The organism is Moraxella boevrei DSM 14165 (assembly GCF_000379845.1).
GTDB lineage: Bacteria > Pseudomonadota > Gammaproteobacteria > Pseudomonadales > Moraxellaceae > Faucicola > Faucicola boevrei.
Genome location: NZ_KB903781.1, coordinates 19571 through 41197 on the forward strand (window position 1 = coordinate 19571; position 21627 = coordinate 41197).

At 40.1% G+C, this 21627-nt stretch carries 20 protein-coding genes; 6 read left to right on the plus strand and 14 right to left on the minus strand.

The features are described 5' to 3' along the window. Positions 1-21: 21 nt before the first annotated feature. A complete protein-coding gene (gene hemW / locus A3G3_RS0105460) occupies positions 22-1176 on the minus strand; it encodes a radical SAM family heme chaperone HemW (RefSeq protein WP_019519534.1) in 1155 nt (384 codons plus the stop codon). Between the two features lie 9 nt (positions 1177-1185). Then, positions 1186-2976: a single-stranded-DNA-specific exonuclease RecJ gene (recJ, locus tag A3G3_RS0105465; protein ID WP_019519535.1), complete on the minus strand. Its 1791-nt coding sequence runs from the start codon at positions 2974-2976 to the stop codon at positions 1186-1188. Positions 2977-3274: 298 nt separating this feature from the next. Here recJ and efeO point away from each other — a divergent pair, with 298 nt between their 5' ends. The 6 genes from efeO (at position 3275) to cysE (ending at position 8781) form a co-directional block, all read left to right on the plus strand. Further along, complete coding sequence (efeO, locus tag A3G3_RS0105470; RefSeq protein WP_019519536.1) at positions 3275-4135, plus strand: iron uptake system protein EfeO; 861 nt, start codon at positions 3275-3277, stop codon at positions 4133-4135. 97 nt (positions 4136-4232) lie between these two features. Next, positions 4233-5516 (plus strand): Dyp-type peroxidase, encoded by a 1284-nt coding sequence (locus A3G3_RS0105475; RefSeq protein ID WP_019519537.1) that lies wholly within the window; start codon positions 4233-4235, stop codon positions 5514-5516. After that, the gene (locus tag A3G3_RS0105480; RefSeq protein ID WP_156802108.1) at positions 5479-5700 is read left to right on the plus strand and encodes a hypothetical protein; all 222 of its coding nucleotides are present in this window, start codon (positions 5479-5481) and stop codon (positions 5698-5700) included. The genes A3G3_RS0105475 and A3G3_RS0105480 overlap by 38 nt, the downstream gene beginning before the upstream one ends. Before the next feature lie 61 nt (positions 5701-5761). Beyond that, positions 5762-5929, plus strand: a complete 168-nt coding sequence (locus A3G3_RS14485) for a hypothetical protein (protein WP_156802109.1) — start codon at positions 5762-5764, stop codon at positions 5927-5929. A 30-nt stretch (positions 5930-5959) separates the two neighbouring features. Then, a complete protein-coding gene (locus A3G3_RS0105490) occupies positions 5960-7738 on the plus strand; it encodes an FTR1 family iron permease (protein WP_019519539.1) in 1779 nt (592 codons plus the stop codon). A 116-nt stretch (positions 7739-7854) separates the two neighbouring features. Then, positions 7855-8781 carry a serine O-acetyltransferase gene (cysE, locus tag A3G3_RS13240; protein WP_019519540.1) on the plus strand — a complete coding sequence of 309 codons (927 nt, stop codon included), beginning with the start codon at positions 7855-7857 and terminating at the stop codon, positions 8779-8781. Between the two features lie 52 nt (positions 8782-8833). Here the strand turns inward: cysE and A3G3_RS0105500 are convergent, their stop codons facing one another. From A3G3_RS0105500 to A3G3_RS0105555, 12 genes are all read right to left on the minus strand, one after another. After that, positions 8834-11320, minus strand: coding sequence for a DEAD/DEAH box helicase (locus tag A3G3_RS0105500; protein ID WP_019519541.1), 2487 nt, complete (start codon positions 11318-11320; stop codon positions 8834-8836). Between the two features lies 1 nt (position 11321). Continuing rightward, a complete protein-coding gene (locus A3G3_RS0105505; protein ID WP_019519542.1) occupies positions 11322-11981 on the minus strand; it encodes a hypothetical protein in 660 nt (219 codons plus the stop codon). Further along, positions 11974-13647: an Eco57I restriction-modification methylase domain-containing protein gene (locus A3G3_RS0105510; protein ID WP_019519543.1), complete on the minus strand. Its 1674-nt coding sequence runs from the start codon at positions 13645-13647 to the stop codon at positions 11974-11976. Before A3G3_RS0105510 ends, A3G3_RS0105505 begins: the two co-directional genes overlap by 8 nt. After that, positions 13635-14285: a hypothetical protein gene (locus tag A3G3_RS0105515; RefSeq protein ID WP_019519544.1), complete on the minus strand. Its 651-nt coding sequence runs from the start codon at positions 14283-14285 to the stop codon at positions 13635-13637. The genes A3G3_RS0105510 and A3G3_RS0105515 overlap by 13 nt, the downstream gene beginning before the upstream one ends. Further along, on the minus strand, positions 14278-14586 hold the full coding sequence (locus tag A3G3_RS14665; protein ID WP_211207547.1) for a hypothetical protein: 309 nt from the start codon (positions 14584-14586) through the stop codon (positions 14278-14280). Before A3G3_RS14665 ends, A3G3_RS0105515 begins: the two co-directional genes overlap by 8 nt. 1 nt (position 14587) lies before the next feature. Continuing rightward, positions 14588-16006: a S41 family peptidase gene (locus A3G3_RS0105520; RefSeq protein ID WP_019519545.1), complete on the minus strand. Its 1419-nt coding sequence runs from the start codon at positions 16004-16006 to the stop codon at positions 14588-14590. A 93-nt stretch (positions 16007-16099) separates the two neighbouring features. After that, positions 16100-17692, minus strand: a complete 1593-nt coding sequence (gpmI, locus tag A3G3_RS0105525) for a 2,3-bisphosphoglycerate-independent phosphoglycerate mutase (RefSeq protein ID WP_019519546.1) — start codon at positions 17690-17692, stop codon at positions 16100-16102. A gap of 97 nt (positions 17693-17789) precedes the next feature. Then, positions 17790-18935, minus strand: coding sequence for a dihydroorotase (locus A3G3_RS0105530; protein ID WP_019519547.1), 1146 nt, complete (start codon positions 18933-18935; stop codon positions 17790-17792). Further along, positions 18935-19561 carry an SMI1/KNR4 family protein gene (locus tag A3G3_RS0105535; protein WP_019519548.1) on the minus strand — a complete coding sequence of 209 codons (627 nt, stop codon included), beginning with the start codon at positions 19559-19561 and terminating at the stop codon, positions 18935-18937. The genes A3G3_RS0105530 and A3G3_RS0105535 overlap by 1 nt, the downstream gene beginning before the upstream one ends. Positions 19562-19676: 115 nt before the next feature. Further along, complete coding sequence (locus A3G3_RS0105540; RefSeq protein ID WP_019519549.1) at positions 19677-19973, minus strand: nucleotidyltransferase family protein; 297 nt, start codon at positions 19971-19973, stop codon at positions 19677-19679. Further along, positions 19966-20370: a nucleotidyltransferase substrate binding protein gene (locus A3G3_RS0105545; protein ID WP_019519550.1), complete on the minus strand. Its 405-nt coding sequence runs from the start codon at positions 20368-20370 to the stop codon at positions 19966-19968. Before A3G3_RS0105545 ends, A3G3_RS0105540 begins: the two co-directional genes overlap by 8 nt. 165 nt (positions 20371-20535) lie before the next feature. Further along, positions 20536-21534 carry an aspartate carbamoyltransferase catalytic subunit gene (locus A3G3_RS0105555; RefSeq protein WP_026212868.1) on the minus strand — a complete coding sequence of 333 codons (999 nt, stop codon included), beginning with the start codon at positions 21532-21534 and terminating at the stop codon, positions 20536-20538. Positions 21535-21627: the final 93 nt, after the last annotated feature.

Sequence of the window (21627 nt, forward strand, 5' to 3'; positions counted from 1 at the left end):
TGCATTTAAGGCTTCTATTTATCAATCCACTAAAAATTCCGTTAAGACTTGATTTAAAAATAAAAAACCTGCTTGTGTGCATTGGATATTATCATCAACTTTAATCAGCCCTTTTTGCTCTAACTTTGCCAAAATTGGTGTAATCGTTTGCCAATTTTGCCCGGTACGCTCGCACCAGTTGGCTTTTGCTACGCCATTTTTTAGGCGTAACCCATTCATCATAAATTCAAATGCCATGTCACTATCAGCGATTTTTTGCCAACCAATCGCCGATTGATTACGAGTATAATCTTTTGGCAAGCGGGATTTGCTAAAGCGAAAAACCCCGTCAGGTGTGCTGATTTTGCCATGAGCCCCTGAACCAATCGCCAAATAATCGCCAAATTGCCAATAATTGACATTGTGCCGACAAGGCTGTGGTTTTTGGTTATTTATCCAAGCGGATACTTCGTATTGACTAAAATGATTATTAATTAAAAATTCACTGCCTTTTTCAAAAATATCCATCAAAACATCATCTTGTGGTAAAATTGGCGTATTACGGTAAAAAACCGTATTCGGCTCAATCGTCAGCTGATACCAAGATAAATGTGGCACGCCCAAATCCACCGCTTGGCGTAAATCGTTCAAGGCTTGATGTAAAGTTTGGTTCGGCAAGCCGTGCATTAGGTCAATATTGAGCCGAGTAAAGCCCGCCTGTTGGGCGTTTTTAATCGCCGTGATGGCTTGGGTGCGGTCGTGTATTCGTCCCAGTGCGTGCAGTTTTTCGCTGTCAAAACTTTGCACACCGAGTGATAAGCGATTAATGCCCACGTCCAAATAATCGATAAATGGGGCGTGTTCTACCGTGGCAGGGTTAGCTTCCATGGTAATTTCGCAGTTGCTTGCCAATTGCAAACGGGCGTTAATGCCATTAAATAATTGGCGATATTGCTCAATCGGCAACAACGACGGCGTGCCACCACCGAGAAAAATGGACGTGATTTCACGCTGTTGTACCCATTGTAGCTGGCTGTCCAAATCAGTGAGCAAACAGCGAACATAACCGTCAAAGTCAATGCTAGGTTGGCTTTGGTGCGAGTTAAAATCACAATACGGACATTTTTTCACGCACCAAGGAATGTGAATGTAGAGTGATAGCGGAATTTTGTTGATAATTAATGGAGATTTTGGCATGGTAATAACCTAGACTAGCACCGCTTTTTTAATGAGTAATTGCAGTTTAACTTGTCCATTAAATTCATTGTTATCAAGGCTAAATAACAAATGGGCTTGGCTAACGCTTGGCTCAATATCGTTTGGATTAAACGCTTCAAAATCTGTGTTAAACCAAATCGCTTCAATGGTAAAGGCAACATCGGGGTGGCTAAGCCAAAGTTTGACATGGCGTTGTTTTAACACCCGAAAATCTTGTACTACAAACACACCGTCAAAAATCGGTGGCACAAAACCATGCCCCCAAACGGTTAAATTGTTTAAAAAATAGACAAATTGTGTATTAAAATCTTGGGCTAATAACTGACCGTCTGTCAGCAAAGTTTCTTCAAACACATCGGCATCTAACTTGCTTAATACGTTTTCAAATGCTTGGCAAAATGCAGAAAAATGGCGTTTTTCAATGCTTAAGCCTGCTGCCATGGCATGACCGCCAAAATGCGTAATCAGCTCTGGATGACGTTGTGCCACCGTTTCAATCATATCACGGATATGCACGCCTGCGATAGAGCGTGCTGAGCCTTTGATTAAATCGCTGTCGCTCACCGCACTGGTATCGGCAGGGGCGAACACAATCGCAGGTAAATGATAACGTTCTTTAAGACGACCTGCCACAATGCCAATCACCCCTTGATGCCAATTGTCTTGGTACAAAATAATACTGCGTTTATGCGATGCGTTTGTCAAACTGTCACTATCTTGGCTGTCTAAATGTTTATTTTGTAAAATTATGTCGGCTTGTTCTCGCATTCCTTGTTCCACTTGACGACGTTCAAGGTTTAATTGATTGAGCTCACTTGCCAATTCGGTTGCTTGTTGCCAATCATCACTGAGCAAACATTCAATACCAATTTGCATATTGTCCATGCGACCTGCGGCATTAATGCGGGGTCCGATGATAAAACCAAAATCTTGTGCAGTAATTTCGCTTGGCTGTTTGCTAGCTTGTTCTAACAATGCCAAAATTCCCAAACAACAACGTCCTTCACGGATAGCCATTAAGCCATGATGCACCAAAATCCGATTGTTTTGATCCAAAACCCCCACATCGGCAATCGTGCCTAACGCCACCAAATCTAAATATTTGCTAACGTGGGTGGTGGGTTTTTGTTGCTCACGGCGGATTTTTGCCAAATTGCCAAGCACATAAAACGCCACACCAACGCCTACTAACGATTTACTGGCAAACGCACAACCCAGTTGATTGGGATTAACCACCGCATTAGCGTTAGGTTTTACTTTGTTGGTCAAGTGATGGTCGGTGATAACCACGGTCAAGCCATATTGTTTGGCACGTTCTACCCCTGCATGGCTAGAGATACCATTATCCACTGTGACAATCATGTCAGGCTGATAGCTTTCCACGCCCAAATCTACGATTTCAGGGGTCAAGCCATAGCCATATTTAAAGCGGTCAGGCACTAAAAACTCAACGTTTGCTCCCATTTCTCGCAACACTCGCACCATAAGAGCGGTACTGGTCGCCCCATCGCAGTCAAAATCACCGATGATTAAAATTTTTTGTTGATTATCAATAGCTTGGTTAAGTAGGGCAACGGCGTTGTCAATGTCTAATAGCTGATTGGCGGGCAATAATGCCCCCAGATCAGTATCTAGCTCAGTCGGTGCAAGCACGCCACGCCCTGCCAAAATACGGGCTAAGGTCATGGATTGTTCGGCAAGTGGTGCTAACTGCTGAAACGTTGTTGGTAATTTTTGTAAAAATTCGTTGTTATCTAGGCGTGGTGTGAGTTTTAGCATAATTTTTGTTAATTTGGCGAATGGATTTGTAATTGCTTTTTACTAAATTGCCACTGGGCAAATTTACTTTCAACGTTGGCAAGCAGCATGAATGGCAAGACCGATTATTTTAACATGAAAAATTTTTAATCAACAGTGAAATTTATTAGCCATGTCATTCAACAAAACTGATAAAGGATTTCTCAAAAGGATTGATAATAATTATCATTTAAACTATAATAGTTGTATCAATTTTGTTAAAAAAGATAACACTTAACAAAGTATAACAATATTTTAACTCATTTAAATAGGAAATGTTATGAAAAAATCATTGCTAGCTTTAGCAATCATCACCGTTTTAACCGCTTGTCAAAAACCTACCGAAAATGCTCAAACGCCAACCAACGCAAGCACAACCGCCCCAGTAGTTACAGGTGCTTCAACCGCTGATACTGACTTATCTGCTGAAACCACCGAATACAAAAAATTTGTGGAAGGGCAAATTGACCAAATGTTGGTGGAGACTGAAAAATTTGTTGCACTATTAAAGGCAGGCAAAACAGAGGAGGCCAAAGCCTTATATCCACACGCCCGTATGTATTTTGAGCGTAGCGAGCCGATTGCTGAGAGTTTTGGTGACCTTGACCCACGCATTGACAACCGTGAAGCTGACCTTGAAAAAGATGAAGTTTGGACGGGTTTTCACGCCATCGAAAAAATCCTGTGGACAAAAAACACGACCAAAGGCACGGAAGCATTGGGCGATAAGTTGATTGCCGATGTCAAAGAACTGCGTGCCAAAATCCCAACCGCCGACGTAACGCCTGAGCTTATGGTGCAAGGTTCGGTAGATTTATTAAATGAAGTATCGACGACTAAAATTACAGGAGAAGAAGAGATTTTCTCAAAAACCGACCTTTATGATTTTAAAGCGAATATTGAAGGTGCTGAGAAAATTTTCCAAATTTTAACGCCAAAATTACAAGCAAAAAATCCTGAGTTAGTCAAAGATTTGACCCAAAAATTTGCCGATGTTAATGCGTTACTTGACAAGCAAAAAGTGGGTGAAAAAGACTATAAACTCTATGACAAATTAGCTCAAGATGAAATTAAAGCCCTTGCTGAAGCAGTTAATAAATTGGGTGAGCCACTCGCTCAAATGGGCATTGTTATGCAGTAAATGTAAATGACTGCAAGGATTTGATAAGCAAAAGCATTAACGACAAAGTTGTTGTTAGTGCTTTTTTCGTTAAAAATCGAAAATAAAGGGGAAAATTATGTCAAATTTAAAAAATCGCCGTCAATTTTTGCAAAATATGGGTGTTGCAAGCCTTGCTGGGGCAACGCTTTTGACGGGTTGCGATGACAAGACACAACATTCGTCTAGTAACAATCTAAGCAATAATACCGCCAAAGGCAATGACAACGACAACCCAAAACACGCAGGTTCAGACGCAACTTCTGCCAAAAACTGCTTTGCCGATAAAAAATACGAATTTTATGACACGCACCAGTCAGGGATTTTAACGCCTGTCCAGCGTCATGTGTATTTTTTGGTGTTGGATTTGCATTCAACGGATGTAAAAGCGATTGCTCAAATGTTTAAAGATTGGACAGATTATTCGGTGAAGCTTATGAAGGGTGAAAATATTTTGCCCTATTCTGATAATCCACACGTTCCGCCTACCGATACGGGCGAAGCGGATAGCTTGTCGGCGTATGGCTTAACGCTCACCTTTGGGATTAGCCCATCTTTTTTGCAAAAGTTAAATTTAACTGATAAAGCACCACCAGAATTTAGCGACTTGCCAAATTTTCCACGAGACCAAATTCGCCCCGAACTCTCTGGTGGTGATATTTGTGTTCAGGCGTGTGCTGATGACCCGCAAGTTGCCTTTCATGCGGTGCGACAGCTGGTGCGTCAGGCTCGCTCGCTCGTTACCATGAAATGGTCGCAGACGGGTTACAATGCCTTTGATACAGGGCATGAAACCCCACGTAATTTGTTTGGTTTTAAGGACGGTACGGCAAACAAAAACACGCTTGAAGATGCGGACAAATGGTTGTGGATTGACGAGGGCGTATTTAAAAATGGCACATATTTGGTCGCACGCATTATCCAAATGCACCTAGAAACATGGGATAGAACAAGCCTACAAGGGCAGGAAGACACCTTTGGTCGCCATCGTGAGAGTGGGGCGAGTATCGGCAAGACGGGCGAGTTTGATGAGTTTGATGTCAATGAAAAGAATGCAAATGGCAAAACGCTTGTGCCTGATATTTCGCACATGGGGCTTGCCAAACGTACAGGGCTACAAATGCTCCGCCGTTCCTATTCGTACGCCAGTGGTATTGATGCCAAAACTGGGCAGTTTAATGCAGGACTACTGTTTATCTCGTTTCAAAAATCGCCCATGCAATTTTCCGTTATTCAAAATGCGTTTGGTAAGGTTGATAAAATGAACGAGTACACCACCCACATCGGTAGCGGACTGTTTTTGTGCTTTGGTGGGGTGAAACAAGGTGAGTATTTGGGTCAAGCCTTATTTGAAAGCCAATAGGATAAATGGCAATGAAACCAAAAAATGGCTTTATTATCAAGCGATTAAAAAATTCGTCCACAATGTTTGTGGTCTAGCCAGTCATAATATTTGGCAGTGTATTGAAGGTGATGAGCATTTGGTATTGTTTGGCGACACGCATAATTTTGCTTTTAAAAGACGAGTTTTTTTGGATTTTATGTGATATGCCTTAGAAAATGGCTTGATGAAATTGGGCAAAAATGACAAGTTTTTAACAGGTTCGATTGATAGTCAAATTAAACAATGGCAAAAAAAATTTCCCCAAAAGTGAAGTACCACTTTTAACAGAAGATGGTGCTTTTTATACTTGGTTTTTTATGCCAAATTGTCCAGCAGGATTTGTGTGGTTGTGCTTGCAAGATGATGGCACGGTGTATGCTGATTGGACTTAAATCTTATATTTAAAAAAATTGGATAATCGTATGATATTTTATAAAAAACTAACCGTTGCTTTGATGTTATCATTTGGTATTTTAATCAATCCTGCCTTAGCAAATAGCGAGAAAAATCAAGCGGTTGCAAGCACCCAAGCTCAAACCGTTCAAGCTCAAGAAAAAACCAATTTTAGCCCAATATTTATCGGACTATCAGATGTGATGGGCTTGGTCAAACAAGGTGACACGCAAAAAGGCGTTGATGAATTAACAATTTTGGCAAGTGAATTTGACAAACTTGTTATTCGTGCTGATTTAGCGAGCGAAAAACAAGCGGTTCATGATGCTTTTGCTAATGCAATAAACTCACCTAACGAAACCAATTTGTCCGATTTATCCACCAACATTTACGCCCTAGAAAAACTGCAAAATCCTGTGGACTATCGTGCCAAACGCAAAGAGTTTGCCAAAAAAGTCACACCAGAGCTTGAGACCTTAAAAGGGGCGATTAATAGTTTTGATAACTCACCACAAAAATTGGCAGATTTAAGGGTTGCTTACGATAAATTTAACCGCACATGGGTGGCGAACGAGCGAGTGGTGCGAAATACGAGCATGGCACATTATGGCAAAATAGAGACGCCACTGGCGTTAATCCGAGTTGCGATTGAGAGTAGTCCGCCCAATCATGAACAGATAAAAGACCAATTTGCCAAATTGGAAAGTGCCGTGATGAGCTACAACAACGGCGAAGCGATAAAGCAGGTTGAAAAAGATGTTGATTTAAATTATGGCATTGATTTGCTAAAAGATGGTTTGGTAAATTTTCAAAATGGCAAGATAGCAGTTGCACAAAGTAAACTTGGCGAATTTATTGACATTTGGGTGATGATTGAGGGTGATGTATCTACTCGCAATCCCGCTTTGTATTCTAAAGTTGAAAGCCAAATTCCGATAATTATGGCAACTGGCGAGAAAGCTGAACAGCAAGCTAACTTACAGAACATTATTGATGAACTTGCTAAAATTAACCCAAAAGCCCAATACACCGCCATCGATTCCATGCTGATTTTATTGCGTGAAGGTTTGGAAGCCCTGCTGATTGTCATGGCACTCATCACCGCCTTAAAAGTCGCTAAGCAAGCTTCCGCCAAAAAGTATGTGTATGCAGGTGTGATGACAGGTCTTTTAGCAAGTGTCGGTGGGGCAATTATTTTGCAAAAATTATTTCCTGCAACGACAAGTGGTGCAAACCGTGAAGCCTTAGAAGGGGTGGTCGGTATCGTGGCGGTGTTCATGATGCTTGGTATCGGAGCTTGGCTACATAGCAAATCATCGGTGGCAAAATGGAATACCTATATCAAATCACACATGAGCAAAGCCATGACGATAGGATCGTTTTTTGGCTTGTTTACTTTAGCATTTTTGTCAGTATTCCGAGAAGGGGCAGAGACGATTTTGTTTTATGTGGGGATTTTGCCGAATATCAGTATGGCGAATTTTTTGACAGGGATTGGCATGGCACTTGTGATTTTGGCAGTGACTGCCTTTATCATGCTAAAAACATCTGTTAAATTGCCCATTCCGTTTTTGTTTAAGATTTTGACGTGGACGATTTATTTTTTAGGATTTAAGATTTTAGGAATTAGCCTGTCCGCCTTACAGTTAACCAATCATATCAATCGCACGCTTGTGCCAAATTTACCAGCAATAGAGTGGGCTGGATTTTTTCCGACAGTGCAGACGATGACTGCTCAAGGGGTTTATGTGGCGATTATCGTAATTATGTTGATTTTGTCAAAACGTCAAGAAAAACTGATTAACTAAAATCCGTGCCAAAACAAAAACCGCTACGTTGAATAGCGGTTTTTTTATCCTATTAATTTTGCTATAATTTGTGCAATTAAACACCAAAGATAAACGCAAAGATATTGAGAAAAACCATGTTTTCACCGCTAAAAAAACTTAAAACCGCCATGACTACCTTTCGCCGAGAAATCAAAGAAGACGTGCAAGCGGTCTTTGAACGAGACCCCGCTGCCCGCAATACGGCTGAAGTTTTGCTGACTTATCCGGGGGTTCACGCTATTATTTTTCACCGCATTGCTCACCAAGTTTGGCACGCTGAGCAAAAAGGTTTGGCCCGCTTTATTTCCTTTGCTAACCGCTTTTTGACAGGCATTGAAATCCACCCAGCCGCAAAAATCGGCAGACGTTTTTTTATCGATCACGGCATGGGCGTGGTGATTGGTGAAACGGCAGAAATCGGCGATGATGTTACGCTATATCATGGCGTAACGCTCGGCGGTGTGTCGCTGAATGAAGGCAAACGCCACCCAACTTTAGAAGATGGCGTGGTGGTCGGTGCAGGGGCGAAAGTGTTGGGCGGATTTACGGTTGGTAAATATGCCAAAATCGGCTCAAATGCGGTGGTTGTCAAAGAAGTCCCTGCAGGGGCGACCATGGTTGGCAATGCAGCACGGTTAATTCAAGACAAAAATTTGGCAGAAAAAGTCGGGATAGATAGCTTGGTAAGCAACAATCCTGTCAGTCCTGAAAATCAAGCAAAAGTTGATAACCAATCTGATGAAGATGCTAAAAATAATGCCAAACAATCAGCTAAAAAACCCGATTTTAGCCAATTTGCCAAAGAATTTCACCAATACGGCATTGACCCAAACACGCAAGACCCTGTGGCGTTAAGTTTTATTAAGATGTTAGAGCATATTCGCCAATCGGAAGCAAGACTTGATGAGTTGCAAAATGCGATTTGTCGCCTTGACCCAACGTTTTGCAAAAAAGATTATCCAAAACTAAAAGCCACCGATTTGGATGCGGTTGACCCACAGTTGTTAAATAATCCTAAATAAATTTCTACATACAGGTTGAACGCTTTTGTCAATTTGTGCAATAACCATCAAATTATTGCACATGTTCATTTATGATGACTGTGTTAAACAACCCCAAATACGCCGTTTTCTTATCAATCCCTGTATATTCAAGGCTTGCGTCTTCATAGCGTTTGAATTTATACACCGCATCATTCATCACACTTTCATCAAAGACATTTAAGGACACCAATAATTGAAAATCCTTTTGTGTTAGACCTGTTACTTTGGTAAACAATTCAGGTTCAAGCTCTTGTATCACATCTTTTAATCTGTGTTCCCGAAAATCACTCAAATACATAAAAATCGGAATACGAGTGGCAAATTTAATGAGTTTATCTTGAATTTGTTTTCGCAGGGATTTTTGCTCCTTTTCTTCATCGGTTAATGTCTTTTTGTCTTCTTTTGACAATTCGCCATCATTGTCTTTGGCTTTTTCTTTTAAACCTTTGATTTTTTCAGAGCGGTTAATGACCACTTCAATATCATCATTAAGGCTTCTAAACTCTTCAATTTTCATCAAAGCGTCCATGGCATCTTGATTTTTCATCAGATTTTGCAAGGTAAAATCATCAACATTGACCAAAAGTGCCGACTGCCAACGGCGAGCCAGTAGCGTTGCCGTTGTGCCACTCATCGCCATATCAAGGAGTAGTTTTGCGTCCACTTGTTGCATTGCACTGCCGTCATAGGCAAGCACAGGCAAAAAGGCGATAAATTCAGATACTTTACTCTCAGGGTTGCCCTCGGCTGGGTTTAGTTTATGGGCATAATCGGCGATTTGGCGTAAGGCACGATTGGGAGCAAAATCAAAGATATAGCATTGATTTTTAATAATATTTACCCCGTCATCGCCCCGCACCGTCCACGGGGTCTGCACCCGAAATCCCGCCTGAAAATAAGTCTCAGGGCTGGCACAATTTCTTAGCATAAAAATCCCCGTCCACGCAGGCACAGACACACCCGTCATCAGCTTGCCACACGACAGCGTAATGGATTTTGTCGCAAGTGGATTGTTACCAATCGCATTATTCACAGGAATTAACGCCCTATCGCCCATTCCTGCATTATCGCCTGCCGATACGATAATATCATAATCGTGATAAAATTTATTATTAGGAGCTTTTAATAAATTTGCCATCGCATAACAACTTGCCACACTGGGCAAAAACCAAAGCGTATGCAATAAACTGTTTAATAAATTCACATCACTAAATGGCATTGGCGGTTTGGCGTTGCCCTGTTTTAAATTGGTAACAATCATCTCATCAAGATTATCACGAATTAAATCCAGCCATTTTTGCACATAATTTTCGTGTTTAAATTTAGCCGTTTCCCCATTGCCGTCTGCTTTAAAAAATTCGCCCAAATCAAATTCATTAAATTCGCCTTGTGTGGCAATATGGCGAATATTTTCTGGTAATTGATAAGTTAATAACATCATTTGTGGCAATGACAAATAAGGATTATCGCCTTTTGTCTTATCCCATTCTAATTTGGCTTTTTGTTCATCGCCATAAGTCCAATTAAAAATCTGCTCCTCTATAAATTCACCACTGGCAATCGCTCGAAATGGCGTACCTGATAAATACAAATAATGCTCTGTGGTAATGGGCAATTCATTTTCATTAAAACTTTCTACCCCAATTTCCATTTCTTGATATTCATTTTGCATTTTTGCCAATTCATCATCTTTGGCAAAAAGCGATTTGGCGTTATCACGCCACGCCCCAAAATGGTATTCATCAAATACCACACAATCCCAATTCATTGCGTGAATTTCTTGGTTTTTGGCTTTGATATTACCAAATTTGTCTCTACCCAAAACATCTTGAAAAGACGCAAAATAGACCATCGGACGAGTTTTATCATAGTTTTCTAGCTTTAATTCACTATCACGGCTGACAAATTGCCAACCATTAAAATCGCTGTGGGTGGTTAAATCTTCCTGCCACGCATTTTTGACCGCAGGTTTAAAGGTTAAAATCAGTACCCGTTGCCAATTCATCTTTTTGGCAAGCTGATAAGTGGCAAAAGTTTTACCAAATCGCATTTTGGCATTCCATAAAAAATGCGGTGTGCGGTTGTTATTTTTATCTTGTTTAATAGAATTAAAATAATAAGCGGTTTTATTCACAGCGTCTAATTGCTCTGGACGCATTTTAAAATCTTGTGTGCGTTGCCGTTCAAAAGTTTTGGCTTTCTTAATATTTAAAATGGCGTTTTTGACAGTCTCAATATCGCAATCAAACCATTCGCCTGCAATGCGGTTAATGCCCATTGTTTCTAGCATTTTATGCACGGCAAAATCTTTAAAATAACTGCCGTCATCTTTAATCGCCAACGATTCAAATTCTAGTTTCCAACTTTGGCTTGGCGTAACGGTTGGATAATGTTGTTTCATTCGCTGGCTTACCGTTTCTTGGGCGGTGTAGCCAACTTTAAGGTAATTTGGATAACGGCTATCAGAATAAACATAAATTTTTGGGGCGTGGATTTGGGCAAAGGTTGGGTTGGTCATTTTAGTTTCTCGGCTTTAATTCAAAATTTAATTGGGTTGCAACTTTGGATTGATAAAAATCAATAAACTCCTGTTTTAGACCTGCATATTTTTGATTTAAAACAGGAACATTAAAACCACTACCATTTGGGGAAATTACTTCATCTAATTTATCTCCAATATCTTTTATGGCAATAAACTCATCAACAATTTCTTTTGTTGTTGGTTTTTTATGCCATAAATCATATTCATCATAAGCTTTTCCAAGCTCTTGACTTAATTGAATACGGTAGTTTCTTTTAAAATCCATAATTGTATATGTGCAAAAAGAACGAAAGTTTATAATCGGTTTTGGTGAATTTCCAAACCGAATAATACTAATTTGCTCTTCTTTATTTGTTAAATTGTCAACAATAAACAAGCATTCAGTATTATAATTTGGCGATTTTTTAAAAATAAAATAACAATTATCGAAATCAAAAATATCCTGTAATCTTTCTGATTTATCACAATAATCTTGAATAAAATCTATTAAGTCCAAAATATCATCATTTGATGAAACCAAACCATTTTTGCTTGCTTTTGCTCTATGATGAATATTTTGCAGATGTTTTATAAATTCCCCCTTTGTTGGAAATAAAACATTTCTAGTTTTTAAAAAATGTGGTTTTGCTCTACTCATCATCATTCCCCAAATCTAACTGTGATTGCGTGGTCTTTTTACCACGAGATTTTTTAGGTTTTACACCAGTCTCATTATCCATTGGGCGTATCATACTTTCAATAAAGTTGATTTCATCTTTGGATAGCCCATATTTGGTATAAAGCTGGTCATCTGTCCACGCACGGCTAAAATCTTGCATTGGGACAAGTTGATAAACTCTCCTTGTTGCATTTTGCGTATTTTTAATAAACATTACCATAAAACGAAAAAATCTTGTTGAAATATAGGAAATAACATTATTACAAATTTCTTCACTATCAAAACCACCTATCAATAGATAGGTTTCGGTACAAACACTATTTGGAACACCGTATATAGGTTTATTTATTATTTGATGCGGAAACCCTTCACCAGCACCATAAGCAAATGTTATATAAACCTTATGTCTTAAAATATTATTGGAACTAACTGGAATATCTGATTTTTTAATATAACTAATACCGCCATTTTGATATAAAATGACATTCTCATTGCAGTTTATATAAGGCTTTACATTACCCCTAAAATTACTTGATAACCCAAAAGGCTTTCTACTACTCACCAACTCGCCAAAACTTTTCTCATTAAATCTTTTTACCTTGTTTAATATGGATATTGATTGATTATAACGAAAAAATACATCAATACCATTTTCTTTTAAAGGGCGTTTTACTTGCGAAATACAATAACCATTATCATAGGTAAACACCATACAATCATCATTATGAGTTTTATCCCATAAGAAATAATTGACACCACCCTTAATCTCTACATTATCAAAACAATCTTTTGAATTGGGAAAATCGTGAATTTCTTTAATGTGTTTATCATTTAGCATATTATCCCGAAATTCATCAAGCCCTTTACCACCAGTAAACCAACGGCTAGGCGTAATCATAATCAGATAATCGGGATTTAATTTTTTGGCTTGTTCAATAAACTTATGATATAATGGAATTGCACTTGAACCATTTCCACCACCATCGCTTAATTGATAAGGCGGATTACCAATAATCACATCAAATTTCATTTTTAAAATCTCTTTAAATTCATTGTCTTTATCGCTATGAATAAACGCATAAGCGTGATTTTCTAACCCCTGCCGATTACCAAAAACATCTTGGCTTGCCCCACATTCTGTGCATTTGCCATTGTCAAATTGATGATTGACATTGCCAAAAATAATATTGCCACTTTCATTATCAAATTCATCACAGATAGAAAATGGCGAATTGGCGATTCTGGCACAATACACACTACGGCGTGATAATAGGGCGGTTAATTGGGTAATCGCAATGCCAAACACTTGATTTTTACAAATGTGGTTAATGCGAGTTTGTTTATCGGGAATTTGACTTGCCAAGCCTTTATCTAAGCGTTTGACGATTTCTCTTAAAAAAACACCTGATTTACAGACAGGGTCTAAAAATCTGGCATTGGGATTTTGCCAAATGTCAGACGGCAATAAATCCAGCATTTGATTGGCAAGTTTTGGCGAAGTAAATACTTCATCATTAGAAAGGCTAGACAAACAATCTAATACATCAGGATTGTAAGCGAGTTCAAATAGGTTTAATTGACCTTTGCCGATATTATCCAAATCGGGGGTAAATTGGCTGTCTATTGATAAATTTAGATTTTCCATTCTGTACTCTCATTTAATTCTAAATAATGAACTGACTTGTATTTTTTATGTAAGTGGTGTTCGGTGCGATAATGTTTGTCATCAACCATATTTTGATAAATATAATCGGTGCGATAAACCATCTCTCCCACAAATGCCCACTCACTAAATACAATCGGTGTGTTAAACAACGCATCGCCATTGACGATATTTTGACCCAGCAAATATTTAACAACCTTGATGATATTTTGGTCGGTTTCTTTAAAATGCGTTTGATAATGCTCTATAAATAAATTTAATAATCGCTCACGGCACTCGTAGCAATTATCTGCTAATATTTCTATGCCATAAATTGATGAAACCGCCCCAATGGCATAAAATCCGTAATTAAAGGCTCGGTGTCTCTTTTTGATTTTTTTGGCGGATAGCGATTGTAGAACAGCGTCCAATTTTCGGCTCAAAATCTGTGCCAAAAAATTGCCATTGCCACACGCAGGCTCTAAAAATGTGGCGGTAATGTTATGCCAAATGGTGTCGGGCAAAAGACCCAGCATTGCGTTTACTTCTCGCTCACCCGTAAACACTTCGCCAAAATCGGCTACTCGTTTTTTGGATTTGACTTGTTTGTTGCTCGCTTGGATTGGGGCGGTATCAGTCATTTTGCACCGCCTTTTTGGATAGACTTTGGACAAATTTTGGACACGAAAAAAGCCCGTCATAAGACGAGCTTTTAAAACATAAAAATAAGAATTTTAGACTGTGAGTGTATTGACTTTTAACAGAATTTAAGCATAATTTTGGCTGAACGGCTGAACGGCTGAACGGCTGAACGGCTGAACGGCTGAACGGCTGAACGGCTGAACGGCTGAACGGCTGAACGGCTGAACGGCTGAACGGCTGAACGGCTGAACGGCTGAACGGCTGAACGCTTTTATGGATTATTTGAGTATAGGGTATCACATTAAAATTCCTGCCCATTTGGCGTATTATGTAGTTGATAAAAGGTGGGTCGACTGGTTTGTAACATTTGTTGTAAAACTTGATTTTCCCACGATCTTTCGCCATTTGGCAACGGTACATCGGCTTTAACGCCCACGCCGTCAATGACTTGCCCTTTGCCTGAGTAATAGTATGCCACGGTTAATTTCACCGCTTCGTCATCATTCACAGGCACGATGCTTTGGATTGAGCCTTTACCGTAGCTAGTTTCGCCATAGATTTTAGCACGTTGGTTTTCTTGCAAGGCACTTGCCAACACTTCGGCGGCAGATGCCGAATAACGGTTTTGGATAATCGCTAACGGTACATTGGAAAGGCGTGCGTTATGATAGGTTTTCATGGTTTCTTGCAAGCCATTGCGATTTTTGATTTGTACCAACATTTTATCATTCATAAACAAACTTGCTACGTCATTAGCAGATGACAGCACGCCACCTGGATTGTTACGAACATCCAAAATCAGTGCATTAAATGGTTCATTTAACCCTGCAATCGCTCGTATGACTTGTTGCAAGGTGTTGTTTTGAAATACAGGAATTTGTACAATTACCACGCCTTGTTCCATGCGAGCTTGTACTGATTGTTGTTCTACCAAATTTCGCTGAACGCTCACACTTTGTTTACGTCTGCCTTTATCTGAAACCGTTAACTTTACACTTGTCCCCGCAATACCTGACAAAAGTTGGTCGATATCTTGTTGGGTTTGTTCATCATTGAGCTTGTTATCGTTAATTTGATGTAAATAATAGCCTGTTTGAATGCCTGCCTGGTCAGCAGGTGAGTTAGCGAGCACATCATCAAACACCCACATTTTTTCGTCAGCGTGATAGCTGACTTGCACGCCGATACTACCGACATCGCCTTCAGTGAACAAGCGTAAATTTTCAAAGGCTTTGGCGTCCAAATATTCCGAATAAGGGTCAAGCCTTGCCAACGCCCCATTCATTGCATTGTTAAATAATTGTTCATCATCAACCGTTTCTACATAATCTTGACGTACAACATCAATGATTTTAACAAATTTGGCAATGGTTGACGGCGAAATCGCCCCAAGCGGTACATTTGCCACTTGTCCGATATCGGGATTTTCTTCGGCAAGTTGGGCGAGTTTGTCCATACTTTCCACATCTACCGCAGGAAAATCCATATCCAAGGGTGGCGTTTGCATCGGCATATCGGCTCGTGGGGCATCAGGCGGAATGGCAAAACCGTCCGCAATTTCCACTTCGCCGTCATCATCGCTTGGCAGTGCGCTAACAGACGGATTGGCAAGGGTGGTTTGACAAAAAATTGGTACAAGTAAACACCCGATACCTAACGCTTTTAAAGTTTTTTGGCAAAAAATGCGTGGTTTGGTTACAAGTTTTGGCACGGTTGGCATAAATTTTTCCAATTTTTTTGTCAAATTATATAAACATTTTTGTTAAAATTTACATGATTAAAAATTAATTTTTAGTTAAAATTCGGTTGAAATTTAACTGAAGTTTAGCAGGGTTTCACCTGTCATTTCGTTTGGTTTTTCTAAGCCCATTAATGCCAAAATAGTCGGTGCAATGTCTGATAATTTACCGCCTTGACGTACTGTTACTGTTTCTGATGTGGCATGTTTATGCACATAAATCAATGGCACAAGCTCGGTCGTGTGCTGGGTATGCACTTGCCCACTTTCATAATCCTGCATTTGCTCACAGTTGCCATGGTCAGCGGTGATGATAAGATGCCCATCATGTGCAAGCACAGTATCAACGATGTCTTGAATACAAATATCCAAGGCTTCAACCGCTTTCACCGCTGCCGAAAACACCCCTGTATGCCCAACCATATCGCCATTGGCATAATTGACAATCAACACATCATGCTCGCCACCATTAATCGCATTTTTCAGTTTTTCAGTAACTTCAAATGCACTCATTTCAGGTTGTAAATCGTAGGTTGCCACATTGGGCGAATTGACCAAAATACGGGTTTCGCCTGTGTATTTTTGCTCACGTCCACCGCTAAAGAAAAAAGTAACGTGGGCGTATTTTTCGGTTTCGGCAATCCGCAGTTGCGTTTTGTTGTTATTTTGTAAAAACTCACCCAAGGTATTTGTTAATTCAGTTGGCAAAAAGGCAATACTGGTTAAAGCATTGTTTTGCAAATCGTCCGAATATTTGGTCAGCATCACAAAACGACTGATTTTTGGTTGTATGCTACGAGCAAACCCTGAAAAATCATTTTCGACAAAGGCTTGGCTGATTTCTCTGGCTCTATCGGCACGAAAATTCATAAAAATTACGCTATCATTGTCGCTGATTTTGCCAAAATCATTCGCTTTTTCCGCATACTGAATAAAGGTAGGCTTGATAAACTCGTCCGTTTCATCATTATCATAAGCCAGTTTAATCGCTTCTAAACTAGAACTTGCCACACGTTCGGCTTTTGCTAACGTTAATAAGTCGTAGGCTTGTTGCACCCTATCCCAACGTTTATCCCTGTCCATCGCAAAATAACGCCCCACTAGGCTGACAAGGTAAATTTTGCCGTCATATTGGCTGTTTAATTGTGCGATTTTTTGTTCAAAATCTGCCAAATAACCGTCTGCACTTTTTGGCGGTGTGTCTCGTCCGTCCAAAAATGCATGAACGAAAACATCTTTTGCCCCTTGTTGCAACGCCAATTCACACATGGCAAGCATATGGTCTTGATGAGAATGCACGCCACCGTCCGACAAAAGCCCTAAAATATGCACATTGGCAGATTTTTGTTTGGCAATTTTTACTGCTTCTACTAATACATCGTTGCTAAAAAAGGTTTTTTCACGGATTTCTTTATGAATACGTGTAGAATCTTGGTACAAAATCCGCCCTGCACCCAAATTCATATGCCCAACTTCTGAGTTACCAAACTGACCGTCTGGCAAGCCGACATCTTCGCCAGAGCCTGAAATCAAGCCATGTGGATAGCGCTGATACAGTTTATCCAAATTTGGTGTGTTGGCTTGTGCGATAGCATTATCTTTTGGGTCTTCACGGTGTCCAAAACCGTCCAAAATCATCAAAACGTGTGGAATTTTTTTGTTTGTCATTGTTTTACTCCGCTAAATTTTTTGTTAAATAAAATTTATTAAGCCAAATACTCATTTTTTTACTTAAAAATGTTTGCTATTATAACAGATTTTAGTGTTAATCAAAAAACACTTTTTCCACTCTCCCTCTTAAAACCTGCCCAATAAACGGCGTATTTTTGCCCATTGACAACATCGTCTCATCGCTGACTGTCCACTCGCAGTTTGGGTCAATCAGCACCGCCCCGCCTTTTTCGTGATAAATCGTTTCAATGCCTGCGATTTTGGCAGGATTGGTGCAAATTTTTTCCACCAGTTGTTCAGCCGTCAAAATGCCGTCCGCCACCAGCTGACAACCCAAACTGACAAAAGTATCAAAATTGCTAATCCCAGCCGTACTTTCGGGGAATGGGGCAAGTTTGGCGGTCATAGAAACCGCCTGATGATGAGAACAAATCGCATCAATCGTGCCGTCCTGCAAGCCCTTAATCAATGCCCGCTTGTCGGTCTCGGAGCGAAGGGGCGGATAGACAAATGCCAAAGTATTGTAGCCGTCAATCGCATCGTCCGTCAGATGAAGCTGGTGCATCGCCACATCACAGGTAACGGGCAAGCCCTTTGCCTTGGCGGTGCGAATCAGCTCCACAGACGATTTACAGCTAATCTGGCTAAAATGAGCCGACACGCCCGTTTCTTCCACGATAAGGAGCTGTTTGGCAAGGGCGACCGTCTCAGCAATCCACGGAATGCCCGAAAGACCATGATAGCTTGCCACATAGCCATCGTGAGCCACGCCATTTTTGGTCAAGGACGGCTCGTCTGGGTAAAAAAACACTTGAACATCAAAGGTTTTGGCGTATTCCAACGCTCGCAAAAGCACATCATCACTGGCAAACCCACATCGCCCATTGGACACCGCTATCGTTTTGGGTTTTAGCCCTGCAATGTTGGCAAGTTTTTCACCGCCAAGCGATGCGGTCAAAGCTCCAATGGCATAGAGCTTGACGCCTGATTTACTTGCCTTGTGGCGAATGTCGTCAATCAAAGACGGGTTGTCCTGTGGGCGAGAGCTGGCAGGCGGTGTACAAATGTGCAAAATACCATTATGATATGCCGAAATGCTCTCGCTCTCTATCGTGGCGTGTTCGTCATTTGCAATCACACCGCACAAATCCACAATGGGCTGAATCAGCCATTTGTTGTTGTCGGCGTCTTTTAATGAGTCGGCGTTAAATTGCCAGTTGGTTGGTAATAAATTTTTCATTATTCACTCTCTTCAAAGTCGTCTGCAATATCTTCAATAAAGGCAAATTCTGAATTTATCAGCATTTGCAAATATTCATCAAAACTATCAGCAATCACGGTTAATTCGTCTGGGTCGTGCAAATACATCACTACTTGCCCGATTTTTCCGCTTTTTGACGGAGAAAAATCAATAAACAATTTTGAAGTTCCGCCATTATTCATACAATCTGAAAAATGTAGCCAATGCACTTTATCAAAATCATCAATAATTTTATCATCAATTTCAACGCCCCAATCAGGGTCTATGTCTCGATTGATATAATCCGCTAAAAATACAACTTCATCACTTGTTAAAATTTGCTCACTAGAATTTAAATAACAAGGATAATTAAATTCATCTGGCATTGATGCTAATACATAAAAGGCAATTTCTTGACCTTGATATTCTCGCCAATAAGTGCCGTCCACAATTTTTAATAAATCAATCAAAGATTGTGGGATTAAAGGAAATTTTTCTTTTAATTGGGCAATATGTTCATTGCTTGCCCCACAAATGATCGTTTCAAATTCATTCCATTCTGACAAACCACCAAAATCGGCATAGGCTTGTTTCAAACTTTTAAAATATTGTTTTGCAATGGACATTATATTCTCCAAATTATAAAAGTGGTAATGGGTAAGGTGTGTACCACGCACCATTTAAAGTTTGAGTGTTAAAAGGTGCGTCATATGCACCTTACGCCCAATGTTAAAACCAACATCAAATCAATACCAACTCATTTTCAATACTTCTTTTAAAATCATCGTCCAAACTTTGCCAATCGCAAATATCTACCTTAAACACCAAATCCGAATGGCAAAATTCATCTTTTAGACACGCAATGTCTGATAAATGCAACGCATTGTCCGCTTTAATCACCAAATCCAAATCCGAATAAGGCTTGGCATTGCCATTCACACGAGAACCAAAAGCAAAAACTTTGGCATTTTTGCAATGGGTTTTTAAAATGTTTTGTACAATACGTTTTTCGCTTTCGCTTAATAAAATATCAGTCATTGATTAATCTGTTTTCTAATTCATTTAACAAAAATTCTATTTCTATCAAAAACTTTGGAATATTGACAACCACTTGTAGGGCTTTTTGTTCATTATAACTATGACTGGTCAAATTTCGCATTTCACGATATACTCGCCAATCCGACCAGTCGCCAAACAAAAGCCCAATTTCATTGGCGGTGCGTATCATATCGCCAAATGCCAGTTTATCAATATCATCAGGCGTGGGCGAGCTATATTCCAAATAGCGTTTGATAAATTTATGGCTTAATTCATAAGTAAATTCAAAACGCTGAATCAGTCCATCTCGGATTTGTTCATCGTTAATATCGGATTGATAACGAATTAAGCCTTCGGACAATTTTTTTGTGGCGTTTTTTAAAGGGGTGATTATCATTTTTATTTCTTAGCTAATTTGCAAGAATTTTTTAACCATTCATTTCTTAACTTTCTTTGAATGGTTAAACCGTCTTTTTTTAAATTCTCTTTTGGTAAATTCATCACAAAATCATAAACTTCGGACTTTGACTTTTGATAAGAATAAATTAACTTTTTCATTAAATCATTGTCTCAAACTTCTTTGCCCTTCCATTGCCATTGCCATTACCGCCATTCTAACAGCAATGCCATTATTAACCTGTTTTAAAATCACCGATTGCACGCCATCCGCCACATCGGAGGCAATTTCCACGCCACGATTCATCGGGCCGGGGTGCATTACGATTGCGTCTTTGTCGGCAAGTTTTAGCCGTTTGTCGGTAATGCCGTACATTTTAAAATACTCAGCAGTGGACGGCAAAAGGGGCGAACCAATGCGTTCATTTTGAATGCGAAGTCCAATCAGCACATCCACGCCTGCAATGCCCTTGTCCATATCGTCAAACACCGACACACCATAGCGTTCAATGCCTTTGGGGAGTAAGGTTTTGGGGGCGACCACTCGCAAATCTTTCACGCCCAAAGTCTGCAAAGCACAAATGTCCGAGCGAGCGACACGGCTGTGCTTAACATCGCCAATAATGGCAACGGAGAGTTCGTCAAAGGGCTTTTTGGCTTCACGATGAATGGTCAGCATATCTAGCATCGCCTGCGTGGGGTGGGCGTGCTGACCGTCCCCTGCGTTAATAACGGCAACGCTTGGGCAGACCTTTTGAGCCATAAAATGCATCGCCCCAGACGAATAATGACGCACCACAAACATATCCGCCGTCATCGCCTGCAAATTCCACAGCGTGTCGGCAAGGCTCTCGCCCTTACTCGTGGACGATTTGGTAATGTCAAGGTTTAGGACATTTGCCCCCAAGCGTTTTTCGGCGACTTCAAAAGTGGTGCGGGTGCGGGTGGAATTTTCAAAAAATAGGTTCATCACCGTCGTGCCTGTTAATTCATCAGAATTTTTAATTTGTCCATCGCCAAGTAAATACCCATTGGCTTTTTCAGTAATTGCCATCAAATGCTTACGGCTTAAGCCTTCCACACACAAAAAATGCTTTAATTGTCCATCTTTGGTAAGTTGTGGCAGAGATTGGGAATGGTGCAGTTCGGCAGTCAGCGTCATCATATTCTCCTTGTCAAAGTCGCTTAAAAAAACAAATTGGGTTATTTTAACAAAATTTTGCATTTTGATATACTAAAATTTTGCATTTTGATATAC